The organism is Burkholderia puraquae (assembly GCF_002099195.1).
Lineage (GTDB): Bacteria > Pseudomonadota > Gammaproteobacteria > Burkholderiales > Burkholderiaceae > Burkholderia > Burkholderia puraquae.
This window is the reverse complement of sequence record NZ_NBYX01000005.1, coordinates 16,155-36,139: the sequence shown is the minus strand read 5'-3', so window position 1 is coordinate 36,139 and position 19,985 is coordinate 16,155. Positions and strand designations below refer to the sequence as shown.

Genomic DNA, 19,985 nt, shown 5'->3' with positions numbered 1-19,985 from the left:
AATGGCAAGCTGCGTGCAAACCGCGATTATGTCCGATCGCGGCATGCGCGATGCCTGCGCATGCCGCAAATCGTGCTCAGGGCTCCAGATGGAGTTCCTGGATCTTGCGTGTGATCGTGTTGCGGCCGATGCCGAGACGCTCCGCAGCCTCGACCTTGCGGCCGCGCGTGAAGTCGAGCGCCTCGCGGATCACGGCCGCCTCGAAGCGGCGTGCGAGCTCGTCCATCACGTCGGCCGAGTTCTCGCGTAACAGCCGCGCAACCTCGGTGCGCAGGCCGTGCTCCCAGATCGGATAGCCAGCCGGCGCGCCGCCGTTCGGTGCGGCCGCAACGGGCGCGGGCGCCGCCGGCGCCGTACCGAACGCCGGTTGCGCGAGCGCCGCATCGGCACCGCTGCCGTGCGCATCCGCGCCGTCGCCCGTCGTGCCGACCGGCGCACCGGACGGCACGAGGTCGGGCGGCAGGTCCTTGATCTCGACCGTCTGTGCGGGTGCCATCACGGTCAGCCAGTTCGCGAGGTTCTCGAGCTGGCGCACGTTGCCGGGAAACGCCAGCGACGAGAGGTAAGCCAGCGCATCGTCGGACACGCGCTTCGGCTCGACGCCGAGATCGCGCGCGCTCTTCTGCAGGAAGTGGCGCGTGAGCAGCGCAATGTCCTCGCTGCGTTCGCGCAGCGGCGGCAGGCGCAGCCGGATCACATTGAGCCGGTGGTAAAGGTCCTCGCGGAACAGCCCCTGCCGCACGCGCGATTCGAGATTCTGGTGCGTCGCGGCGATCACGCGCACGTTCGCACGCAGCGGGTTGTGCCCGCCAACGCGGTAGAACTGCCCGTCCGACAGCACGCGCAACAGGCGCGTCTGCAGGTCGAACGGCATGTCGCCGATTTCGTCGAGGAACAACGTGCCGTTCTCGGCCTGCTCGAAGCGGCCCTGCCGCGTCGTCTGCGCGCCGGTGAACGCGCCGCGCTCATGGCCGAACAGTTCGGATTCGAGCAGGTCCTTCGGAATCGCCGCCGTGTTCAGCGCGATGAAGGGCCCGTTCGCGCGCGGGCTGTGACGGTGCAGCGCACGCGCGACGAGCTCCTTGCCGGTGCCCGATTCGCCGGTGATCAGCACGGTCGCGGCCGAGTGCGACAGGCGGCCGATCGCACGGAACATGTCCTGCATCGCGGGCGCCTGGCCGAGCATCTCGGGCGCCTCGGCCACGCGCTCGTCCTGCGGCGCGCCGCCGCGCAGGCTTTCCTCGACCGCGCGGCGAATCAGCTCGACCGCCTTGTCGACGTCGAACGGCTTCGCGAGATATTCGAACGCGCCGCCCTGGAACGCCGCGACGGCACTGTCGAGATCGGAGAATGCCGTCATGATGATGACGGGCAGGCCCGGCAGGCGCTCGTGCATCGCCTGCAGCAACTCGAGGCCCGAGCCGCCCGGCATCCGGATGTCGGATACGAGCACCTGCGGTGTCTCGTGGTCGAGCGCGGCCAGCGCGTCACGCACGTTCGCGAAGCTCTTCGTCGCGAAGCTGTCGCGGGCGAGCGCCTTTTCGAGCACCCAGCGGATCGATTGGTCGTCGTCTACTATCCAGATCGGCTTCATAGGTCGGTCAGATATTGGTAAATCTGGTGAATCGCCATGCCGCCGCTCAATGGTCGAGCGGCAGCAGGATCTGAAATTCGGTACGTCCGGGCCGGCTTTCGACCTCGATCATCCCGTCGTGCTGCTGCACGAACGTCTGCGCGAGCGTGAGGCCGAGGCCGCTGCCGTCGTCGCGCCCGGACACGAGCGGGTAGAAGATCCGGTCGCGGATTTCTTCCGGAATGCCGGGCCCGTTGTCGATCACGTGCAAGTCCAGTGCCAGCCGGTACAGGCGCTTCGCGATCGTCACCTTGCGCGCGATGCGCGTGCGCAGCTCGATCTTCGCGTCGCCCTGCGCGATCCGTTCGCGCAGCGCCTGCGCGGCGTTGCGCACGATGTTGAGCAGCGCCTGGATCAGTTGCTCCTTGTCGCCGCGCAGGTCCGGCACGCTCACGTCGTAGTCGCGCTCGATCGTGAGCCCGCGCGGGAATTCCGCGAGCATCACCGCGCGCACGCGCTCGCACACTTCATGAATGTTCACGTCGCCGACGATGTGCGGATGCCGGTGCGGCTCCAGCAACCGGTCGACGAGCGTCTGCAGGCGGTCGGACTCCTTGATGATCACCTGCGTGTATTCGCGCAACTCGCCGCGTTCGCGCTCGCCGAGCTCGAATTCGAGCAACTGGGCTGCGCCGCGAATGCCGCCGAGCGGGTTCTTGATCTCGTGCGCGAGGTTGCGGATCAACTGCTTGTTGACCGCGGTCAGGTCGTGGATGCGCTCCTCGCGATCGGTACGCGACTGCCGCTCGTTCTCGAACAGCTCGACGAGCACGAAATCGGGCGCGGTCTCGAGGAAGCCGACGATCGCATGCACGTGCAGCGGTTCGCGGCCGGGCCGGTCGAGCACGGTATCGAGGTGCGTCGCGTGAAAGCGTTCCTCGCCGATCGCGGTGATCGTCGATGCAAGCTCGTTCGCGTTCGGAAAAATCTCGCCCCACGGCCGCTGCGCGAGCTGCCGGCGCGAGATGTCGAGCATCGCCTCCGCGGACGGGTTCGCGAACGCGATCCGCAGCGTCTTGCGGTCGAGCACGATCACGACCGTCGGCAGTGCTTCCAGCCCCGCCAGCAGGCCCGAGCGTGCGAGCCGCTCGTCGTCCGTCAGTCGCTCGGGCTGCCCCGTTCTCGCCTTGATCAGATTCTTCAGAACCATCTGCGTGCTTGTCGCGCCTCACCGGGCCAGAAAATGAAAATCGTCGGAACAAAAAAGGGACGGCTGGACGCCGCCCCTTTCAGACTCCGCTGTTCCCGCCGCGGGCCGCGCGACGGGAACGAACCGGCATGACGGCGCTGAATCGAAGCGCCATCGCCGATTAGAGCGAGTAGTACATCTCGAACTCGATCGGGTGCGTCGTCATGCGGAACTTCGCCAGCTCCTGCTCCTTCAGCGCGAGGTATGCATCGAGCATGCTGTCCGTGAACACGCCGCCACGGGTCAGGAACTCGCGATCCTTGTCGAGCGCTTCCAGTGCCTGGTCGAGGCCTGCGCAGACGGTCGGGATCTTCGCATCCTCTTCCGGCGGCAGGTCGTACAGGTTCTTGTCCGCAGCTTCGCCCGGATGGATCTTGTTCTGGATCCCGTCGAGGCCCGCCATCATCAGTGCCGAGAACAGCAGGTACGGGTTCGCCATCGGATCCGGGAAGCGCGTTTCGATACGGCGGCCCTTCGGGTTCGACACGTGCGGAATGCGGATCGATGCCGAACGGTTACGCGCCGAGTAAGCGAGCTTGACCGGTGCTTCGAAGTGCGGAACCAGACGCTTGTACGAGTTCGTCGTCGGGTTCGTGATCGCGTTCAGCGCACGGGCGTGCTTGATGATGCCGCCGATGTAGAACAGCGCCAGTTCCGACAGGCCGGCGTAGCCGTTGCCCGCGAACAGGTTCTGGCCGTCCTTCCAGATCGACTGGTGAACGTGCATGCCCGAACCGTTGTCGCCGACGACCGGCTTCGGCATGAACGTCGCCGTCTTGCCGTACGAGTGCGCGACGTTATGGATGATGTACTTCGACCATTGCGTCCAGTCGGCGCGCTGAACCAGCGTCGAGAACTTCGTGCCGATTTCGTTCTGGCCCTGGCCCGCCACTTCGTGGTGGTGCACTTCGACCGGAATGCCGAGCTGTTCGAGCAGCAGGCACATTTCCGAACGCATGTCCTGGAACGTGTCGACCGGTGCGACCGGGAAGTAGCCGCCCTTCGTGCCCGGACGGTGGCCCGTGTTGCCGCCTTCGAATTCCTTGGCCGAAGACCACGGCGCTTCTTCCGAGTTGATCTTCACGAAGCAGCCCGACATGTCCGTGTTCCACTGGACCGAGTCGAAAATGAAGAATTCCGGTTCCGGACCGAAGTAAGCCGTGTCGCCGATGCCCGTGCTCTTCAGGTACGCTTCGGCGCGCTTCGCGAGCGAGCGCGGATCGCGCTCGTAGCCCTTGCCGTCGGCCGGCTCGACCACGTCGCAGGTCAGCACGAGGGTCGACTCTTCGTAGAACGGGTCGACGAACGCTGCGTTCGGGTCCGGCATGAGCAGCATGTCCGACGCCTCGATGCCCTTCCAGCCCGCGATCGACGAACCGTCGAATGCATGACCGCTTTCGAACTTGTCTTCGTCGAACGCCGAAACCGGCACCGACACGTGCTGTTCCTTGCCGCGCGTGTCCGTGAAGCGGAAATCGACAAACTTGCAGTCCTCGTCCTTCACGAGTTGCATGACGTCGGCGACGGTTTTACTCATAACCTCTTCTCCTGATTAGAACAATTCCGGCGGACTGGGAACCGCCTCGTTTATCGAGCTGACCGGGGTCTTGCTTTGGCGCAGCGCGCCCCGATTCGACCGAATTCTATATAGCAGCTTCCGTGCCACCTATGCGCATGACTGGCGCGAATCGCGCCAGCGCTCGTCGCGACGGGGCTGTGCTGCGCAATTCCGGGGCTCGGCTCCGCACCGCCCACCGACCGGAAGCACCTCGATGGTGCAATCGCCGCAGCACACCGCACCGACAGCATCATTCTGGTGCATTCGCGCCATTCTGCACGCTTTTGGTGAGCGCGTGTGTGGTGCGCGCACCGTCCCTCACACGACCATCCGTGCCGCGACGCCGCGCTAGAATGTTCGTTTGACCGATAGGAGACTCCCTGCCATGAGTACGCTCGACCAGCTTTACACGAAGGCCGACGAACGCCGCGCACAAGGCGCGCTGAACTATGCCGGGGCGCTGCTGCCGGCCGAGGCCTTCGAACTGCTGCAGCTCGATCCGTCGGCGCGCCTCGTCGACGTGCGCACCCGCGCCGAACTCGACTGGATCGGCCGCCCGCTCGTCGGCGACGGCCAGTACCTGCACCTCGAATGGACGCGCTATCCGGGCGGCGTGCCGAACGCCGAATTCGTCAACGAACTGAAGGCGGCCCTCCCGGCCGATACGCCCATCCTGTTCCTGTGCCGCAGCGCCGCGCGCTCGAAGCTCGCCGCGGTCGCCTCCACGCAGGCCGGCTTCACGAAGGCGTTCGACCTGCTCGAAGGCTTCGAGGGCGCGAAGGACGCCGAAGGCCACCGCAAGACGGTCGACGGCTGGTGCTTCCGGAAACTGCCGTGGATCGGCGCCTGACGGCGCGCCGCGCCCGCCGGTGACGACAACCTCATCGTCGAGCCGGGCGATGACATGCCGATGACGGGCCGCATTGCGCGGCCCGTGGCTTTTGTGCGGCCGGTCGAGAGGCCGAGGGGCCGCTCAGGCGCGCGGCGTATCGGGCTCGACGACATCGCCGCCGAGCAAGTGCACGCCTTCGCGCAGCTTCACGTACGCGGCCGCGACCGCTTCCGGCTCGCCCTTCACGCCGAGGTCGATGTGACGGCGCGCGTAGATCCCGCCGCGCTCCGCATCGCCGACGCTCGGCAGGCTGAACACGCGCACGCCCGGGAAATCGCGCTCGATGCGCTCCATCAGCGGCGTGAGCGTCGATTCCGGCAGTTCGAACACGTAAAGCGAGCGTTCCGCATGCGGCGTCGCGTGATGCAGGTGCGCGTACTTCGTATCGAGCACCCATTCGATCATCGGCCACGCCATTACCGGAAAGCCCGGCACGAAGTGCAGGTCGCCGACCGAGAAACCGGGAATCCGGTTGTAGCCGTTCGGGATGATCGTCGCGCCCACCGGGAACACGCCCATGTTGAAGCGGTGCTGGTTCTCCGGCGAATCGAAGTCGACCGGCGTGGCCGGATCGGTGTGCGTTTCGCGGATCCGCTCCGCAATCAGCACCTTCGCTTCCGGATGCAGCGCGAGCGGCACGCCGAGCGCGGCGGCCGCGCACTGGCGCGTATGGTCGTCCGGCGTCGCGCCGATCCCGCCCGTCGAGAACACGATGTCGCCCGACGCGATCGCGCGTGCGAGAGTCGCCGTGATGCGCGCCGGATCGTCGCCGACGTATTCGGCCCAGTCGAGCGCGAGGCCGCGCGCGCCGAGCAGCTCGACGACCTTCGCCAGATGCTTGTCCTGCCGGCGGCCCGAAAGGATTTCGTCGCCGATGATGATGATGCCGATGCTCATGCCTGCCCCATGTCGATTGCGGTGGCGCGCGAACTCGCACGCAGGTCCTCCAGCGCGCGCAGGCAGTAATGCCCGAACCACAGCGCCGAGAAGACGAGGATGAAAGCGTAAACCCAGATCATGGCCGCCGCGACAAACGGAAACAGCACCATCATCCAGACCGACGATACCCACACGAAGGTCGGCACGGTGCCGAGCAGCCCGGTCGCGACGCCGATGCCGATCAGCGGCCAGCGGTGCTGCCGCACGAGCGCCCGGCGCTCATCGCGGCTCGCATGCAGCGCGAGCGCGTCGTAGGTCATCACGCGGTACGTGAGCCAGCCCCAGATCACGGGCGGCAGCAGCGCGAAGAACGGCGGAATCAGCCACAGCGGGATCGTGACGACCAGCACGACGACACCGGCCAGCGCCGCCCACAGCGAATTGAACACGCTGCCGAAGAAGGTGCCACCCCGCTTCGGCTCGAGCGCCGCGAACTGCCGGTTCGACAGGTGCTTGATCACGACCGGCATCGAAATCGTCGCGATCAGCAGCAGCACGGTCAGCACGATCAGCGGGATCGCGAGCGACACCACCACGAACGGCGCGACGACCGCATGCAGCTGCGACATGCCGATCGCGTCGAACGCGCGATACAGCGCGGCCGTCAGCACGAAGCCGTCGAGCGCGCCGCGTGCGAGGTCCAGCAGCGTCTGCCACGAGAACCACAGCACGACGCCCCACAGGACGGCCGACACGAGAAACGGCATCAGGGTGAGCCAGAGCATGCGCGGATGCAGAGCACTCGCCAATGCCCGGACGAAGGAACGCAGCAAGTCGTTCATGCGAGCCTGTATCGACGGAGAAAAACGGGGAAAGGATAAACCACGCGGCCCGCATGCGCCAAAGCACATGCGGGCCGCGTGGGAGAGCCGCTCAATGCGGGAATGGCCGGATCAGGCCGACGCCGCGCCGCGCTTGGCGGGGAACAGGCGCCGGAAGATCCGTACGAACGCGAGACCGTGCTGCGCCCAGAAACCTTCACCGTAGGACACGCCCTCGACCTGGTCGCGGATGCCGGTCGGCTCGACCGTGCGGTTCCACGACGCGGTGCCGAACATCATGTCCCACCACGGGAACAGCACGCCGAAGTTGCAGCCGTACTTCGTGCCTTCGTGGCCATAGCCGACCGCGTGGTGGCGACGGTGGAAGATCGGGCTCACGAACAGGCGCTCGCCGAGCCAGCCGAACGACAGCCGCGCATTCGTGTGCTGAATGCTCTGCATGAAGTTGGTGAACGCGGTCAGCACGACGAACTGCGACGGCGTCACGCCGATCACGAGCGCGATCGCTGCGAAGAAGCACGACTGGATCACGTCGTCGAGCACGTGGTTGCGGTCGTCGCACCACAGCGACATCTGGCGCTGGCTGTGATGCACGGCATGCAGCTCCCACCAGATGCCGAACTTGTGCTGCCAGCGGTGATACCAGTAGCCGGCGAAATCGAGCACGACGAGATAGATCGCGAACGCGACGATCGGCTTCGAGGTCACGCCCGGCCACAGGTAGTCGAGGTTGACGTTCGCGATGCCATGCAGCCGCAGCCATGCCTGGAAGTTGTCGAATACCGGCTGCAGCGCGAAGAAGAAGAACACCGAATAGATGCCGAGCTTCGCAATCGCCGTATAGATCACGTCGACCCGCACGGCACGGCGGTTCGTCCAGCGCTCGACGGGCGCGAGCGCCTCGAGCGGGCGCAGGAGCACGAACATCAGCACCATCTGCAGCGCGCCGACGATCACCCAGTACAGCGCGTCGTAGGTGTCCTCGTCATAGTCCATCAGGTTGAACTTGAAGAGGAGCGGCTGCACGACGTCGACGTACAGCCAGGTCTGGATGTCCGATACGAACGCATCGATCAGGTGCAGCATCGTTCTCCCCCGCCCGTTACGCGCCGTTCGCGGCGCGCCACGGCGCGCGGTCGTAGAAGTAGATGCCGTGCGGCGAACGGCCGACGGCGATCGTCTGCACCAGCTTGCGCGACGCCAGGTCGATGATCCCGACCTTCTTCGCGAAGCGGAACGTCACCCACAGCGTCTTCTTGTCGGCGGACAGTTCCATGTCGTCGGGGCCCGGCAGCAGGCCGGTGATGTCGCCGACGTTGGTGAGCGTGTTCTCGTCGATGATGCTGATCGTGTTCGCGACCCGGTTCGTCACCGCGACGTGCGTGCCGTCGGCGAGCGAGCGGAAGTTGTGTGCGCCCTTGCCGGTGTAGATCTGCTTGACGACCTTCTGGTTGCGCCAGTCGACCACCGCGACGTAATCCGCGCCGGTCATCCCGACGAGCAGGTACTTGTCGTCAGGCGTGAGCCACAGGCCGGCCGGCACCTTGCCGACCTTCATCTTCCACTTGACCGTCTGCGTCGGCAGGTCGATTGCCGCGATCTCGCCGGAGACCTGCAGCGACACGAGCAGCGTCTTGTTGTCCTTCGTGAACGCGAGGTGGCTCGGCATCACCGCGAGCGGCACGCGCTTCACGAGCTTCAGGTCGCGGCCGTCGTAACCGTAGATGTCGACGCGGTCGAGGCGCAGGCCGGCGGCCGCGAACCACTTGCGGTCGGGCGAGAAGCCGAGCTGGTAAGGATCGTCGATCCCTTCGACGGTGTGCTGCAGCTTGCCCGTCTTCGGATCGAGGAACATCAGGCTGTTCGAGACCGAATTTGCGACGATCAGCGACGAATTGTCGGGCGTCGCCATCAGGTGGTGCGGTTCCTTGCCGGTCGGCATCGTGCCGACGACCTCGCGGGTCTGCTGGTCGATCAGGGAAAGCGTCGCTTCGGCCGAATTGAGGACGATCACGTTATTCGCGTGTGCGGCGGGCGCCAGCACGGCGGCGGCCAGCGCGAGCGTGCGGCCGAGGGAGAGGAAAGTGGGCATGAAGACTCACGTCGTGGAACAACCGTCATTGTAAAACGTTCAACCGGCCCGGCCGGTTGACGCAAGCCGGCATTGCGCCACTTCGACGCACGCCGCGGCGGCCCGGTCGGCCGGCGCGGCAGGCGCCGCGCGGCCGGCCGGGGCCGGCCGCCGGTGCGGGCCCGGGAAACCGATGTTGCGCTAGCGCTGCATCGACTCCCAGACCTTGTGCAGACGCTTGACAGAGACAGGCATCGGCGTGCGCAGTTCCTGCGCGAACAGCGAAATCCGCAGTTCCTCGAGCAACCAGCGGAATTCCGCGAGCCGCGCGTCGGCGACACCGCCGCGCTGCGACACCGCGCGCTGGTACTGCTGGGCGAGCGGCAACAAGTCGGCCGACTGCTTCGCGTCGCGCGCCGGATCGGCCTTCAGCTTGTCGATCCGCAGCGCGATGCCCTTCAGGTAGCGCGGGAAGTGAGCAAGCTGCGCGTAAGGCGTATCGATCACGAAGCGCTTGCCGACCAGCGCGGCGAGCTGCTGCTGCAAGTCCGCATGCGCCTGCGCGAACGGCTTCGCCTGCGCGAGCTTCTTCACGAGCCCTGCGTATTCGGCCAGGATCTGGCCGACCAGCCGCGCGATTTCCTGCGCGAGCAGGTTCAGGCGGCTCCGGCCCTCGTCACGGCGCGCGTGGAAGCTCGCGTCGTCGTCGGGCAGCGGGTCCTGCAGGCACGCGCGGTCGAGCGCCGTGTCGATCAGCTGGTCGCGCAGCTCGTCCTGCGTGCCGAGCGACATGTACTGCATCGCCATCTCGCGCAGGCCCGGCAGGTTCTTCTCGAGGAACTTGATCGGCTCCTTCAGCTGCAGCGCGAACAGCCGCCGCAGGCCGGCCCGGTGGATGCGCGCCGCCTCCTCCGGCGAATCGAACACCTCGACGTCGCAATGCGTGCCGCGATCGACGAGCGCCGGGTAGCCGTACAGCGTCTGGCCGCGCCGGCGGATCTCCAGCAGCTCGGGCAGCTTGCCGAAATTCCACGTCGTCAGGTTCTCGTACAGCGCCGTCGCGCCGGCTTCCGCCGGAGCGGCCGTCTGCGGGGCCGCGCCCTTGCCGGCCTTCGCGCCGCGACCGGCAGCACCGGGCGCGGCAATCGTCGCCGGCGCCTGGCTGGTTGCCTGGCCGGCATCGGCATCGCCGCCGGCCGCGATCGTCGACGCCGCCGCGATCTTCTGGAACTGCTGCTGCGCCTGCGCGCCCAGCTCCTGGCGAAGCTGCGCGAGATTGCGCCCCATCGCGAGCTGGCGGCCGTGCTCGTCGATCACCTTGAAATTCATGAACAGATGGGCGGGCAGCGTCTCGAGCTTGAAGTCGGCCGTCTTCATCGCGACCTGCGTCTCGCCGCGCACGTCGGCAATCAGCGCCTCGACGAGCCCGCCCGCGCCGAAGCGCTCGCGGCCCATCCGCTCGATGAAGCCGGCCGCATACTCGGGCAGCGGCACGCAATGCCGGCGCAGCTTCTGCGGCAGCGACTTCAGCAGCAACTGCACCTTTTCCTTCAGCATCCCCGGCACGAGCCACTCGCAGCGGCGTGCATCGACCTGGTTCAGCGCGTACAGCGGCACCGCGAGCGTCACGCCGTCGCGCGGCGTGCCGGGCTCGAAGTGGTACGTGAGCGCCATCTCGACGCCGGCCATCGTCGCGCGCTTCGGGAACAGCTCAGTCGTCACGCCGGCTGCCTCGTGGCGCATCAGGTCGTCGCGCGACAGGTACAGCAGGCGCTGCTTGTCCTCCGCCTGGCCACCCTTCTTCACCTCGTCGCGATACCAGCGCTCGAATGCCGCGCCCGTGTGGATCCCTTCCGGGATCGCCTGGTCGTAGTACGCGTAGATCAGCTCGTCGTCGACCAGCACGTCCTGGCGGCGCGACTTGTGCTCGAGCTGCTCGATGTCGGCGAGCAGCTTGCGGTTGTGCGCGAAGAACGCGAGCTTCGTGTCGAACTCGCCATCGACCAGCGCGCCGCGGATGAACAGCTCGCGCGCCCGCGACGGATCCTGCTTGCCGAACGCGACGCGCCGGCGGTGGTAGATCGGCAGCCCGTACAGCGTCGCGCGCTCGTACGCGCTGACCTGCGCCGGGCGCTTTTCCCAGTGCGGCTCCGACAGCGATTTCTTCAGCAGGTGCGCGCCGATCTTCTCGACCCATTCGGGCTCGATCTTCGCGAGGCAGCGCGCGTACAGCCGGCTCGTCTCGACGAGCTCGGCCGCCATCACCCAGCGGCCGGCCTTCTTCGCGAGCACGGAGCCCGGCCACAGGTAGAACTTGATCCCGCGCGCGCCGAGATAGTGCGGATCGTCGTCGGCCTTCAGGCCGAGGTTGCCGAGCAGCCCGGTCAACAGGGCCAGATGGACCTGTTCGTAAGTCGCCTCGACTTCGTTGAGCCGCCAGCCGTGCTCGCGCACGACCGTCAGCAGCTGCGAATGGACGTCGCGCCACTCGCGCAGCCGCAGGTGCGACAGGAAGTTCTGCCGGCACGCGTCAATGAGCTGGCGATTCGACTTCTTGTGCGCGACCGCCTCTTCGAACCACGCCCAGATCTTCAGCCACTGCAGGAATTCGGAACGCTCGTCGGCGAACCGGCGGTGCGCCTGGTCGGCCTGCTCCTGCGCTTCGATCGGGCGGTCGCGCGGATCCTGCACGGACAGCGCGCTCGCGATGATCAGCACCTCGCGCAGCGACTGCTGGTCGCGCGCGGCAAGAATCATCCGGCCGACACGCGGGTCGAGCGGCAGCCGCGCGAGCTCGCGGCCGAGCGGCGTCAGCGCGTTGTCGTCGTCGACCGCGCCGAGTTCGTTGAGCAACTGGTAGCCGTCCGCGATCGCGCGGCCGGGCGGCGGCTCGAGGAACGGGAACGATTCGATCGCGGTCAGGTGCAGCGACTTCATCCGCAGGATCACCGACGCGAGCGACGAGCGCAGGATTTCCGGATCGGTGAAGCGCGCGCGCGCCTGGTAGTCGCTTTCCTCGTACAAGCGGATGCAGACGCCGTCGGCCACGCGGCCGCAGCGGCCCGCGCGCTGGTTCGCGGCCGCCTGCGAGATCGACTCGACCTGCAGTTGCTCGACCTTGTTCCGGTACGAATAGCGCTTCACGCGCGCGAGCCCCGTATCGACGACGTAGCGGATGCCCGGCACCGTCAGCGAGGTTTCGGCCACGTTGGTCGCGAGCACGATCCGGCGCGCGTTCGACGCCTTGAACACCTTGTCCTGGTCGGCCGCCGACAGCCGCGCGAACAGCGGCAGGATCTCCGTGTGCGGCGGGTGGTGCTTGCGCAGCGCCTCGGCCGCTTCGCGGATCTCGCGCTCGCCGGGCAGGAACACCAGCACGTCGCCGGGACCTTCGCGGCACAGCTCGTCGACCGCGTCGACGATCGCGTCCATCAGGTCGCGCTCGGCCTCGCGCGCGGTCTTCACGCGGTCGCGGCCGCCCGTGCCTTCGGCGTTCTTCACCGCAGGACGATCCTCGGCCACCGGGCGATAGCGCATCTCGACCGGATACAGCCGCCCGCTCACCTCGATCACGGGCGCCGGGCGCTCGTCGGTGCCGAAATGGCGCGCGAAGCGATCGGCGTCGATCGTCGCGGACGTGACGATCAGCTTCAGGTCCGGCCGCCTCGGCAGGATTTCCTTCAGGTAGCCGAGCAGGAAATCGATGTTCAGGCTGCGCTCGTGCGCCTCGTCGATGATCAGCGTGTCGTACGCCTTCAGCAACGGGTCGGTCTGCGTCTCGGCGAGCAGGATCCCGTCCGTCATCAGCTTCACGGACGCGCCCGGCGCGAGATTGTCGGTAAAGCGCACCTTGTAGCCGACCACTTCGCCGAACGGCGTGCCGAGTTCCTCGGCGATCCGGCGGCCGGTGGACGACGCGGCGAGGCGGCGCGGCTGCGTATGGCCGATCAGGCCCGTGCCGCCGGCGCCGAGGCCGCGGCCGAGATCGAGACAGATCTTCGGCAGCTGCGTGGTCTTGCCCGAGCCGGTTTCGCCGCAGACGATGACAACCTGATGACCGGCGATCGCGCGCGCGATTTCGTCGCGCTTGCCCGACACGGGCAGGCTTTCCGGGTACGTGATCGGGGGGACCGGGTTCGGCGCGACGACGGCGCGCGACGGACGCTCGCGGCGCGGTGCTCGCTCGCCCGTTGCCGGGGACGCGTCCTTCGCGGCCGGCTGGCGCGCCTCGCCGCGCGGTTCGTCGCCGCGCGGCCCGCGCGGCGCGTGTGCAGGCTTGCCCGCCTGCTGTTCCTGCTGCCGGCGCGGCGGCTGGCCCTGCTGCTGGCGTGCATCGGCCGCACCATCCGGGTGCCGGGCCGACGGCGCTTTGGCCCGCGTCGGCGCGGGACTTTTAGGTACATTCGACATGGGGGCGCATTATAATCCCGGCCATGAATTCCCAAACCGACCTCCCTCCCGCCCAGACCGGTGCCACGACGACGCCGGCCGCCGACGATTCGGCCGCCAGTCACGCGCAGTTCGTCGACTGGATGCGCTCCGTCGCGCCCTATATCCACAAGTTCCGCAACAGCACGTTCGTCGTGGGGTTCGGCGGCGAGGTGGTGCAGCAGGGGCTCCTGAACGCACTCGTGTCCGACATCGCGCTGCTGCAGGCGATGGGCATCCAGATCGTGCTGGTCCACGGCTCGCGCCCGCAGGTCGAGGAGCAGCTGAGCCTGCACGGTGTCGAATCCGAGTTTTCGCACGGGCTGCGCATCACCGATGCGCGCGCGCTCGAATCCGCGAAGGAAGCGGCCGGCGAAGTGCGTCTCGACATCGAGGCCGCGATCAGCCAGGGTCTGCCGAACTCGCCGATGGCGCACGCGCACATCAGCGTCGTGTCGGGCAACTTCGTGACCGCACGGCCGGTGGGGATTCTCGACGGGGTCGATTTCGCGCACACGGGCATCGTGCGCAAGATCGACGCCGAATCGATCCGTCATTCGCTCGCGAGCCGCAAGCTCGTGCTGCTGTCGCCGCTCGGTTTCTCGCCCACCGGCGAAGCGTTCAACCTGTCGATGGAAGACGTCGCGTCGGCGGCCGCGATCGCGCTGCGCGCCGACAAGATCATCTTCCTGACCGAGGCGCCCGGCATCGTCGGCGACGAAGGCGAGCTGGTCCGTGAAATGTCGCTCGACGCGGCCGCCGAGCTGCTCGATTCGGGCAACGTCCAGGGCGACGACGCGTTCTTCCTGAAGCACTCGATCCGCGCGTGCCGCGGCGGCGTGACCCGTGCCCACCTGATCCCGCAATCGCTCGACGGCAGCATGCTGCTCGAACTGTTCCTGCACGACGGCGTCGGCACGATGATCTCGTACGAGAATCTCGAGAGCCTGCGCGAAGCGACGCCGGACGACGTCGGCGGCATCCTGTCGCTGATCGAGCCGCTCGAGTCGGACGGCACGCTGGTGCGGCGCGGCCGCCACCAGATCGAACGCGACATCGACCACTTCTCGGTGATCGAGCACGATGGCGTGCTGTTCGGCTGCGCGGCGCTGTATCCGTACCAGCAGGAAAAGATCGGCGAGATGGCGTGCCTGACGGTCGCGCCGGAAGCGCAGGGCTCGGGCGACGGCGAACGCCTGCTCAAGCGCATCGAGCAGCGCGCCCGCGCGCGCGGCCTCACGCATATCTTCGTGCTCACGACGCGCACCGAGCACTGGTTCCTCAAGCGCGGTTTCGTCAAGGTCAGCGTCGACGACCTGCCGGAAGACCGCCGCAAACTCTATAACTGGCAGCGCAAGTCGCTCGTGCTGATGAAGCAGCTCTGAGCGCAGGCACGCCCGCCCTCCCCCAGTCCGATTACAGGAGAAGTACACGATGGCTCGAATGATCCAATGCGCGAAGCTCGGCAAGGAAGCCGAAGGCCTCGATTTCCCGCCGCTGCCGGGCGAACTCGGCAAGCGCATTTACGAGAGCGTCTCGAAGGAAGCGTGGCAAGGCTGGCTCAAGCAGCAGACGATGCTGATCAACGAAAACCGCCTGAACATGGCCGACCCGCGTGCGCGCCAGTACCTGATGAAGCAGACCGAGAAGTACTTCTTCGGCGACGGCGCCGACCAGGCGTCCGGCTACGTGCCGCCGACGGAAGGCTGATGGCGCGATGCACGCGGCCGGCAGCCTGCCGGCCGCGTGCTCCGGGAAAAACGGCACCGTGTTTCGCACGGTGCCGTTTTCTTTTGGAGACACGCGTTCGGTGCGTTCCAGCCTCGCGTGCGGCAGCGTTGCGCACGGCTCAACCGGCCGGCTTCAGCGCGCCGCCGTCGCCCGGCTGCGCGTTCCCGTCGGCCGCGGGTTCCGCGCCACCGCCTTCGGTGCCCCATTCTGCAGCATCGCTGCGTTCGGCCGTCGACAGTTCGTCCGCGCGATACCCGGTGCGATTCAGCAGCGCCAGCATGCACGCGAGCGACACGAACGCGTAAATCCCCGATGCGACCGCGACGCCGACGATGCTGCCGGTCGCATTGAGGATCGCCTGCGCGAGCACGGGCGTGCCGCCGCCGACGACGAGCGCGCTCAGTTGATACGCGAGCGACAGGCCCGTGTAGCGGATGTTCGCCGGGAACACCCGCGCGAGCACGCCGCCGACCGCGCCATAGAACATCGCCGACGGAATCGTCGAGATGCACATGCCCGCAACGGCCACCCAGTACGAACGCGTCGCGAGCGCATGGAACATCACGGGCATCAGCACGATCTCCGGAATCAGGATCCAGCACATCGCGCGGCGCATGTCGACCTTCGACACGAACCACGCGCCGACCGGCTGCATCAGGAACTGCACGACGAGCGAGATCGACAGGATGCCGAGAAACGTGCCCTGCGCGTAGCCGAGCTCCTTGGTCGCCCACGACAGCGCGAACGTGCTGCGGAAGTACGTGACGTTGATCACCGGCAGCGTGCCGGCCGCGAGCAGCACGACGACCCAGTGGTCGCGCACGACGTCCCGCAGCGGCAACTTCACGGTGCGCTTGCGCGCGAGCACGCGCTGCATGTCGGCCGACTCCTCGAGCTTCAGCCGGATCACCATGCCGATGATCACGAGCACGGCCGACAGCAGGAACGGAATGCGCCAGCCCCACATCAGGAACGACGGGGTCGGCAGCACGCTCAGCGCGAAGAACGCGGCCGTGGCCAGCAGGTTGCCGGTGGGCGAGCCCTGCTGCGCGAACGCTGCATACAGGATGCTGCGATGCTTCGGCGCATTCTCGCTCGCGATCAGCACCGCGCCGCCCCACTCGCCGCCGACCGCGATGCCCTGCAGCACGCGCAGCACGACGAGGCCGGCCGGCGCCCATACGCCGATCTGCGCGTAGCCGGGCAACAGCCCGATGCCGGTCGTGGCCAGCCCCATCATCACCAGCGTGATCACGAGCGCGGTCTTGCGGCCGACACGATCGCCGAGATGCCCGAACACGATGCCGCCGAGCGGCCGCGCGGCGAAGCCGGCCCAGAACGTGACGAACGCAAGCAGCGTCGCGACGCCGGGATCCATCGTGCTCGAAAAGAACACCTTGCCGAACACGAGCGCAGCGGCCGTGCCGTAGATGTAGAAGTCGTACCACTCGATCGTGGTGCCGACGAACGCCGCGAAGGCGGCGCGGCCGGGCCGCGGCTGCTGCGCGGCGGTCGGGGATTGCGGACGGCTCATCGATGTCTCCATGTTTGTGATCGGCGGCGCGACTGGCGCGCGCCTTGCCGGATGGCCGGCCTTGCGCCGCCGGCTGGCGGTGTTGCTTGACGTTGCGTTGCTTGACGTTCCGTTTCGTCGGCCGGCCATGCTCACCGGCGCGCGCACCGGTCGGTCATGTCTGGTCGGGTACGGTCTTCAGCACACCGGCGTCGAGCAGTTGCTGCTGGAGCGCGGGATCGACGCCGAGGCGATCGAGCACCGCGCGCGTGTCGCCGCCCAGCGCGGGCGGCGGCGAACGATAGGTGGCCGGCGTGCGCGACAGCTTCACCGGCGACGCCGTGCCGCGATACGCGCCGATCTCGACGAACAGGTTCCGGTGCAGCGCATGCGGATCGCGCGCGACGTCGGCCACCGTTCGCACCGGCCCGCACGGCACGCCGGCCGCCATCAGGTCGTGCGCGAGCGGCTCGCATGCGTGCGCGGCGAGCCGTGCTTCCAGTGCGGCCTTCAGCTCGGGCCGGTGCGCACAGCGGCTGCGGTTGTCGACAAAGCGCGGATCGCTTGCGAGCGCCGGCACGCCGAGATGCGCGACGAGCCGCGCGAACTGCCGGTCGTTGCCGACCGCGAGGAAGATCGGCACGCTCGCCGTGCGGTAGCTGTCGTACGGCGCGATGTTCGGATGTGCGTTGCCGCTGCGTTCGGGCACACGCCCCGAGCCGAAGAAGTTCGGCAGGTGCGGATGCAGCAGCGACACGCCGCAGTCGTACAGCGCAATGTCGATCGACTGCCCGCGCCCGCTCTTCTCGCGCTCCGCGAGCGCCAGCAGGATGCCGGCGAGCGCGTTGAGGCCCGTGACCATGTCGACGATCGGCAGGCCGATGCGCGTCGCGTCGCCGTCGCGCTCGCCGTTCACGCTCATCAGTCCTGCCATCGCCTGGATCACCGCGTCGTAGCCGGGCAGCCCGCCGAGCGGGCCGACTTCGCCGAAACCCGTCACCGCGCAGTGGATCAGGCGTGGGAAGCGCGGCTGCAGGTCGCGCGCGTAGTCCATCCCCCAGCGCGCGAGCGTGCCGGGCTTGAAGTTCTCGACGAGCACGTCGGCCTCTTCAAGCAGGCGCCACAGGATCGCGCGCCCCTCGTCGCGCGACAGGTCGAGCGCGAGCCCTTCCTTGTTGCGATTGACGCCCATGAAATACCAGGCGGTATCGCCGAGGAACGGCGGCCCCCAGCCGCGCGTCTCGTCGCCGTCCGGCGGCTCGATCTTGACCACCGTCGCGCCGTGGTCGGCGAGCGCCTGCGTGCAGTACGGGCCGCCGAGCACACGGCTGAGGTCGACGACCTTCAGGCCTTCCAGTGCGCCACGCGTCGTGCTCATCGTTCGACCTCCGGCAGCAGGTCGAGCGCGGTATCGAGTGCGATCGGCGTGCCGCGCAGCAGCGCGCCGTATGCGGCCGGCTCGTCGTCGCGCGAGGCCGGCGCGAGTGGATCGACCGGCAGCAGCTTGTGGCGCACGATCAGGTGCGCGAGCGCGAGCCGCCGGAAATCCGGCGCGAGCCGTGCGCCTTCGCACGCCATCAGCACGGCCGCGCTTGCGTAGTACAGCGCGGACGCGGCCTGCCGCACGCGCGCGTCGTCGCCGTCGGCCGCGACCCGAGCGAGCGCGTCGCAGGCCCGCGCGAAGATGCGTCGCAGCGCCGCGCGGCTCGCGTCGGGCAGCGGCGCCGCGCCGAGCCGGTCGCCGAGGAACGCGCGCAGCGCGTCGAGCGCCTGCTCGCGCTGCGCGGCGCGCGCGACGTCGAGCGCGACGATGTTGCTGGTACCTTCCCAGATCGAGCCGAGATGCGCGTCGCGCACGATACGCGCATCGCTCCACTCCTCGATATAGCCGGTGCCGCCGCGCACCTCCATCGCGTCGCCCGTCACGCGGCGCGCATCGCGGCACGCGCGGAACTTGATCAGCGGCGTCAGGATCCGCACGCAGCGCGCCGCCTGCTCGTCGCCGGCTTCGGCCTGCGGCAGCAGCAACGCGATCTGCATGAACATCGCGCGTGCGGCCTCGGCCGGCAACAGCATCTTGATCAACTGCCGCTGCATCAGCGGCATGTCGATCAGCTTGCGGCCGAACGCCTCGCGATGCGTGGCGACGTGCAGCGCCTCGTTCAGCGCGCGCCGCATCAGCCCCGCCGCGCGCACGCCGTTCGACAGGCGCGACAGGTTGATCATGTCGGCCATCTGGTGGAAGCCGCGGCCGATCTCGCCGATCAGGAACGCCTGCGCGCCTTCGAGCGTGATCTCGCCGCTCGCCATCGAGCGGCTGCCGAGCTTGTCCTTCAGCCGTACGATCCGGTAGCGGTTGCGCGTGCCGTCCGGCAGCGTCTTCGGCAACAGGAACAGCCCCAGGCCCTTGATGCCGTCCGGCGCGCCGTCGGGACGCGCGAGCACCATCGCGAGATCGGCGTCCGCGTTCGAGCAAAACCACTTGTCGCCATGCAGGTGCCACACGGTCTCGCCGTGCGCGTCCGTCTCCCGCGTCGCCCGCGTCGTGATGCGGCCGACGTCGGACCCGGCCGCCTGCTCGGTCATGAACATCGCGCCCTGGTACAGCGTGTCGAAATCGCGCGACGCGAGCATCGGCAGGTAACGCGCGACCAGCGCCGGATCGCCGTGGCGGCGCAACGTGTGCGTCAGCGAATCGGTCATGCTGACCGGGCAGCAGAGCCCGAATTCGGCTTGCACGAACAGGAACGTCAGCGCGTACTTGACGAGCGGCGGCACGGCATCCGGCTGGTGGCTCAGCGACGCGAGCCCGAGTTCCGAATACGCGACGCGCTCGAGCGCGACGTAGGCGGGATCCTTGTCGATCCGCTGCACGGCTTCGCCGCGCCGGTTGCGGTACTCGAGCACGGGCGGATGCTTGTCCGCACGCGACGCCCATTCGTCGAGCTCGCCCGACACGCGCGCGCCGAGCGCGCGCAGCTGCGGTTCGAGCTCGGCGTAACGCGCGCCGCCCAGGTGCAGCTTCAGGAGCGCGCCGAGATCGGGATCGGCGGTGAAGAAATTGATGCCCCGGCTGTCGGGGATGTTGGACGCGCCGGCGGCCGGCGTGCGATCGGTGTCATGCATGCTTGCGTCTCCGTTGCGGAGCGGAGTGGACGCCGTGCGCCTGCCCCGCTCCCGTGCTTCGCGGCCGGATCGCATCGGCATGTCGATACCGTCCGGTCCCGCGTCAATCTTTCGGAAGAGCGT

Annotated in this window: 14 protein-coding genes; 3 read left to right on the top strand and 11 right to left on the bottom strand. The window is 67.9% G+C overall.

Annotation, left to right across the window (positions count from 1 at the left end; genetic code table 11):
• Positions 1 to 76: 76 nt before the first annotated feature.
• From ntrC to glnA, 3 genes are all read right to left on the bottom strand, one after another.
• Complete coding sequence (gene ntrC / locus B7G54_RS11545; RefSeq protein ID WP_085039237.1) at positions 77 to 1,594, bottom strand: nitrogen regulation protein NR(I); 1,518 nt, start codon at positions 1,592 to 1,594, stop codon at positions 77 to 79.
• Between the two features lie 46 nt (positions 1,595 to 1,640).
• Positions 1,641 to 2,783 carry a nitrogen regulation protein NR(II) gene (glnL, locus tag B7G54_RS11540; protein WP_069248373.1) on the bottom strand — a complete coding sequence of 381 codons (1,143 nt, stop codon included), beginning with the start codon at positions 2,781 to 2,783 and terminating at the stop codon, positions 1,641 to 1,643.
• 160 nt (positions 2,784 to 2,943) lie between these two features.
• A complete protein-coding gene (glnA, locus tag B7G54_RS11535) occupies positions 2,944 to 4,359 on the bottom strand; it encodes a type I glutamate--ammonia ligase (protein WP_085039236.1) in 1,416 nt (471 codons plus the stop codon).
• Positions 4,360 to 4,765: 406 nt separating this feature from the next.
• Between glnA and B7G54_RS11530 the strand changes: the two genes are divergently transcribed.
• A complete protein-coding gene (locus tag B7G54_RS11530) occupies positions 4,766 to 5,230 on the top strand; it encodes a rhodanese-like domain-containing protein (protein ID WP_085039235.1) in 465 nt (154 codons plus the stop codon).
• Between the two features lie 123 nt (positions 5,231 to 5,353).
• Here B7G54_RS11530 and B7G54_RS11525 read toward each other — a convergent pair whose 3' ends face one another.
• From B7G54_RS11525 to hrpA, 5 genes are all read right to left on the bottom strand, one after another.
• A complete protein-coding gene (locus B7G54_RS11525; RefSeq protein WP_085039234.1) occupies positions 5,354 to 6,169 on the bottom strand; it encodes a competence/damage-inducible protein A in 816 nt (271 codons plus the stop codon).
• A complete protein-coding gene (locus tag B7G54_RS11520; protein ID WP_085039233.1) occupies positions 6,166 to 6,993 on the bottom strand; it encodes an EI24 domain-containing protein in 828 nt (275 codons plus the stop codon). Before B7G54_RS11520 ends, B7G54_RS11525 begins: the two co-directional genes overlap by 4 nt.
• Before the next feature lie 111 nt (positions 6,994 to 7,104).
• The gene (locus tag B7G54_RS11515; protein ID WP_085039232.1) at positions 7,105 to 8,079 is read right to left on the bottom strand and encodes a sterol desaturase family protein; all 975 of its coding nucleotides are present in this window, start codon (positions 8,077 to 8,079) and stop codon (positions 7,105 to 7,107) included.
• Between the two features lie 16 nt (positions 8,080 to 8,095).
• Positions 8,096 to 9,085, bottom strand: a complete 990-nt coding sequence (locus B7G54_RS11510) for a YVTN family beta-propeller repeat protein (RefSeq protein WP_085039231.1) — start codon at positions 9,083 to 9,085, stop codon at positions 8,096 to 8,098.
• Positions 9,086 to 9,265: 180 nt separating this feature from the next.
• Complete coding sequence (gene hrpA / locus B7G54_RS11505; protein ID WP_085039230.1) at positions 9,266 to 13,474, bottom strand: ATP-dependent RNA helicase HrpA; 4,209 nt, start codon at positions 13,472 to 13,474, stop codon at positions 9,266 to 9,268.
• A 23-nt stretch (positions 13,475 to 13,497) separates the two neighbouring features.
• Between hrpA and argA the strand changes: the two genes are divergently transcribed.
• Both argA and B7G54_RS11495 read left to right on the top strand, forming a co-directional pair.
• On the top strand, positions 13,498 to 14,877 hold the full coding sequence (argA, locus tag B7G54_RS11500) for an amino-acid N-acetyltransferase (RefSeq protein WP_085039229.1): 1,380 nt from the start codon (positions 13,498 to 13,500) through the stop codon (positions 14,875 to 14,877).
• A gap of 49 nt (positions 14,878 to 14,926) precedes the next feature.
• Positions 14,927 to 15,202, top strand: coding sequence for an oxidative damage protection protein (locus B7G54_RS11495; protein ID WP_006478357.1), 276 nt, complete (start codon positions 14,927 to 14,929; stop codon positions 15,200 to 15,202).
• Between the two features lie 139 nt (positions 15,203 to 15,341).
• Here the strand turns inward: B7G54_RS11495 and B7G54_RS11490 are convergent, their stop codons facing one another.
• The 3 genes from B7G54_RS11490 to B7G54_RS11480 form a co-directional block, all read right to left on the bottom strand.
• Positions 15,342 to 16,757 (bottom strand): MFS transporter, encoded by a 1,416-nt coding sequence (locus tag B7G54_RS11490; protein ID WP_085039537.1) that lies wholly within the window; start codon positions 16,755 to 16,757, stop codon positions 15,342 to 15,344.
• Positions 16,758 to 16,911: 154 nt separating this feature from the next.
• Positions 16,912 to 18,114 (bottom strand): CaiB/BaiF CoA transferase family protein, encoded by a 1,203-nt coding sequence (locus tag B7G54_RS11485; protein WP_085039228.1) that lies wholly within the window; start codon positions 18,112 to 18,114, stop codon positions 16,912 to 16,914.
• Entirely contained in the window at positions 18,111 to 19,862 is a 1,752-nt protein-coding gene (locus B7G54_RS11480; RefSeq protein WP_085039227.1) for an acyl-CoA dehydrogenase family protein, read from the bottom strand. The genes B7G54_RS11485 and B7G54_RS11480 overlap by 4 nt, the downstream gene beginning before the upstream one ends.
• Between the last annotated feature and the right edge of the window lie 123 nt (positions 19,863 to 19,985).

Bases quoted from the DNA above. Each gene is read 5' to 3' on its own strand.
- B7G54_RS11525 (WP_085039234.1), bottom strand. From the start codon at position 6,169: ATGAGCATCGGCATCATCATCATCGGCGACGAAATCCTTTCGGGCCGC.
- B7G54_RS11510 (WP_085039231.1), bottom strand. From the start codon at position 9,085: ATGCCCACTTTCCTCTCCCTCGGCCGCACGCTCGCGCTGGCCGCCGCC.
- B7G54_RS11515 (WP_085039232.1), bottom strand. From the start codon at position 8,079: ATGCTGCACCTGATCGATGCGTTCGTATCGGACATCCAGACCTGGCTG.
- B7G54_RS11530 (WP_085039235.1), top strand. From the start codon at position 4,766: ATGAGTACGCTCGACCAGCTTTACACGAAGGCCGACGAACGCCGCGCA.
- B7G54_RS11485 (WP_085039228.1), bottom strand. From the start codon at position 18,114: ATGAGCACGACGCGTGGCGCACTGGAAGGCCTGAAGGTCGTCGACCTC.
- B7G54_RS11490 (WP_085039537.1), bottom strand. From the start codon at position 16,757: ATGAGCCGTCCGCAATCCCCGACCGCCGCGCAGCAGCCGCGGCCCGGC.
- glnL (WP_069248373.1), bottom strand. From the start codon at position 2,783: ATGGTTCTGAAGAATCTGATCAAGGCGAGAACGGGGCAGCCCGAGCGA.
- B7G54_RS11480 (WP_085039227.1), bottom strand. From the start codon at position 19,862: ATGCATGACACCGATCGCACGCCGGCCGCCGGCGCGTCCAACATCCCC.
- glnA (WP_085039236.1), bottom strand. From the start codon at position 4,359: ATGAGTAAAACCGTCGCCGACGTCATGCAACTCGTGAAGGACGAGGAC.
- hrpA (WP_085039230.1), bottom strand. From the start codon at position 13,474: ATGTCGAATGTACCTAAAAGTCCCGCGCCGACGCGGGCCAAAGCGCCG.
- B7G54_RS11495 (WP_006478357.1), top strand. From the start codon at position 14,927: ATGGCTCGAATGATCCAATGCGCGAAGCTCGGCAAGGAAGCCGAAGGC.
- B7G54_RS11520 (WP_085039233.1), bottom strand. From the start codon at position 6,993: ATGAACGACTTGCTGCGTTCCTTCGTCCGGGCATTGGCGAGTGCTCTG.
- argA (WP_085039229.1), top strand. From the start codon at position 13,498: ATGAATTCCCAAACCGACCTCCCTCCCGCCCAGACCGGTGCCACGACG.
- ntrC (WP_085039237.1), bottom strand. From the start codon at position 1,594: ATGAAGCCGATCTGGATAGTAGACGACGACCAATCGATCCGCTGGGTG.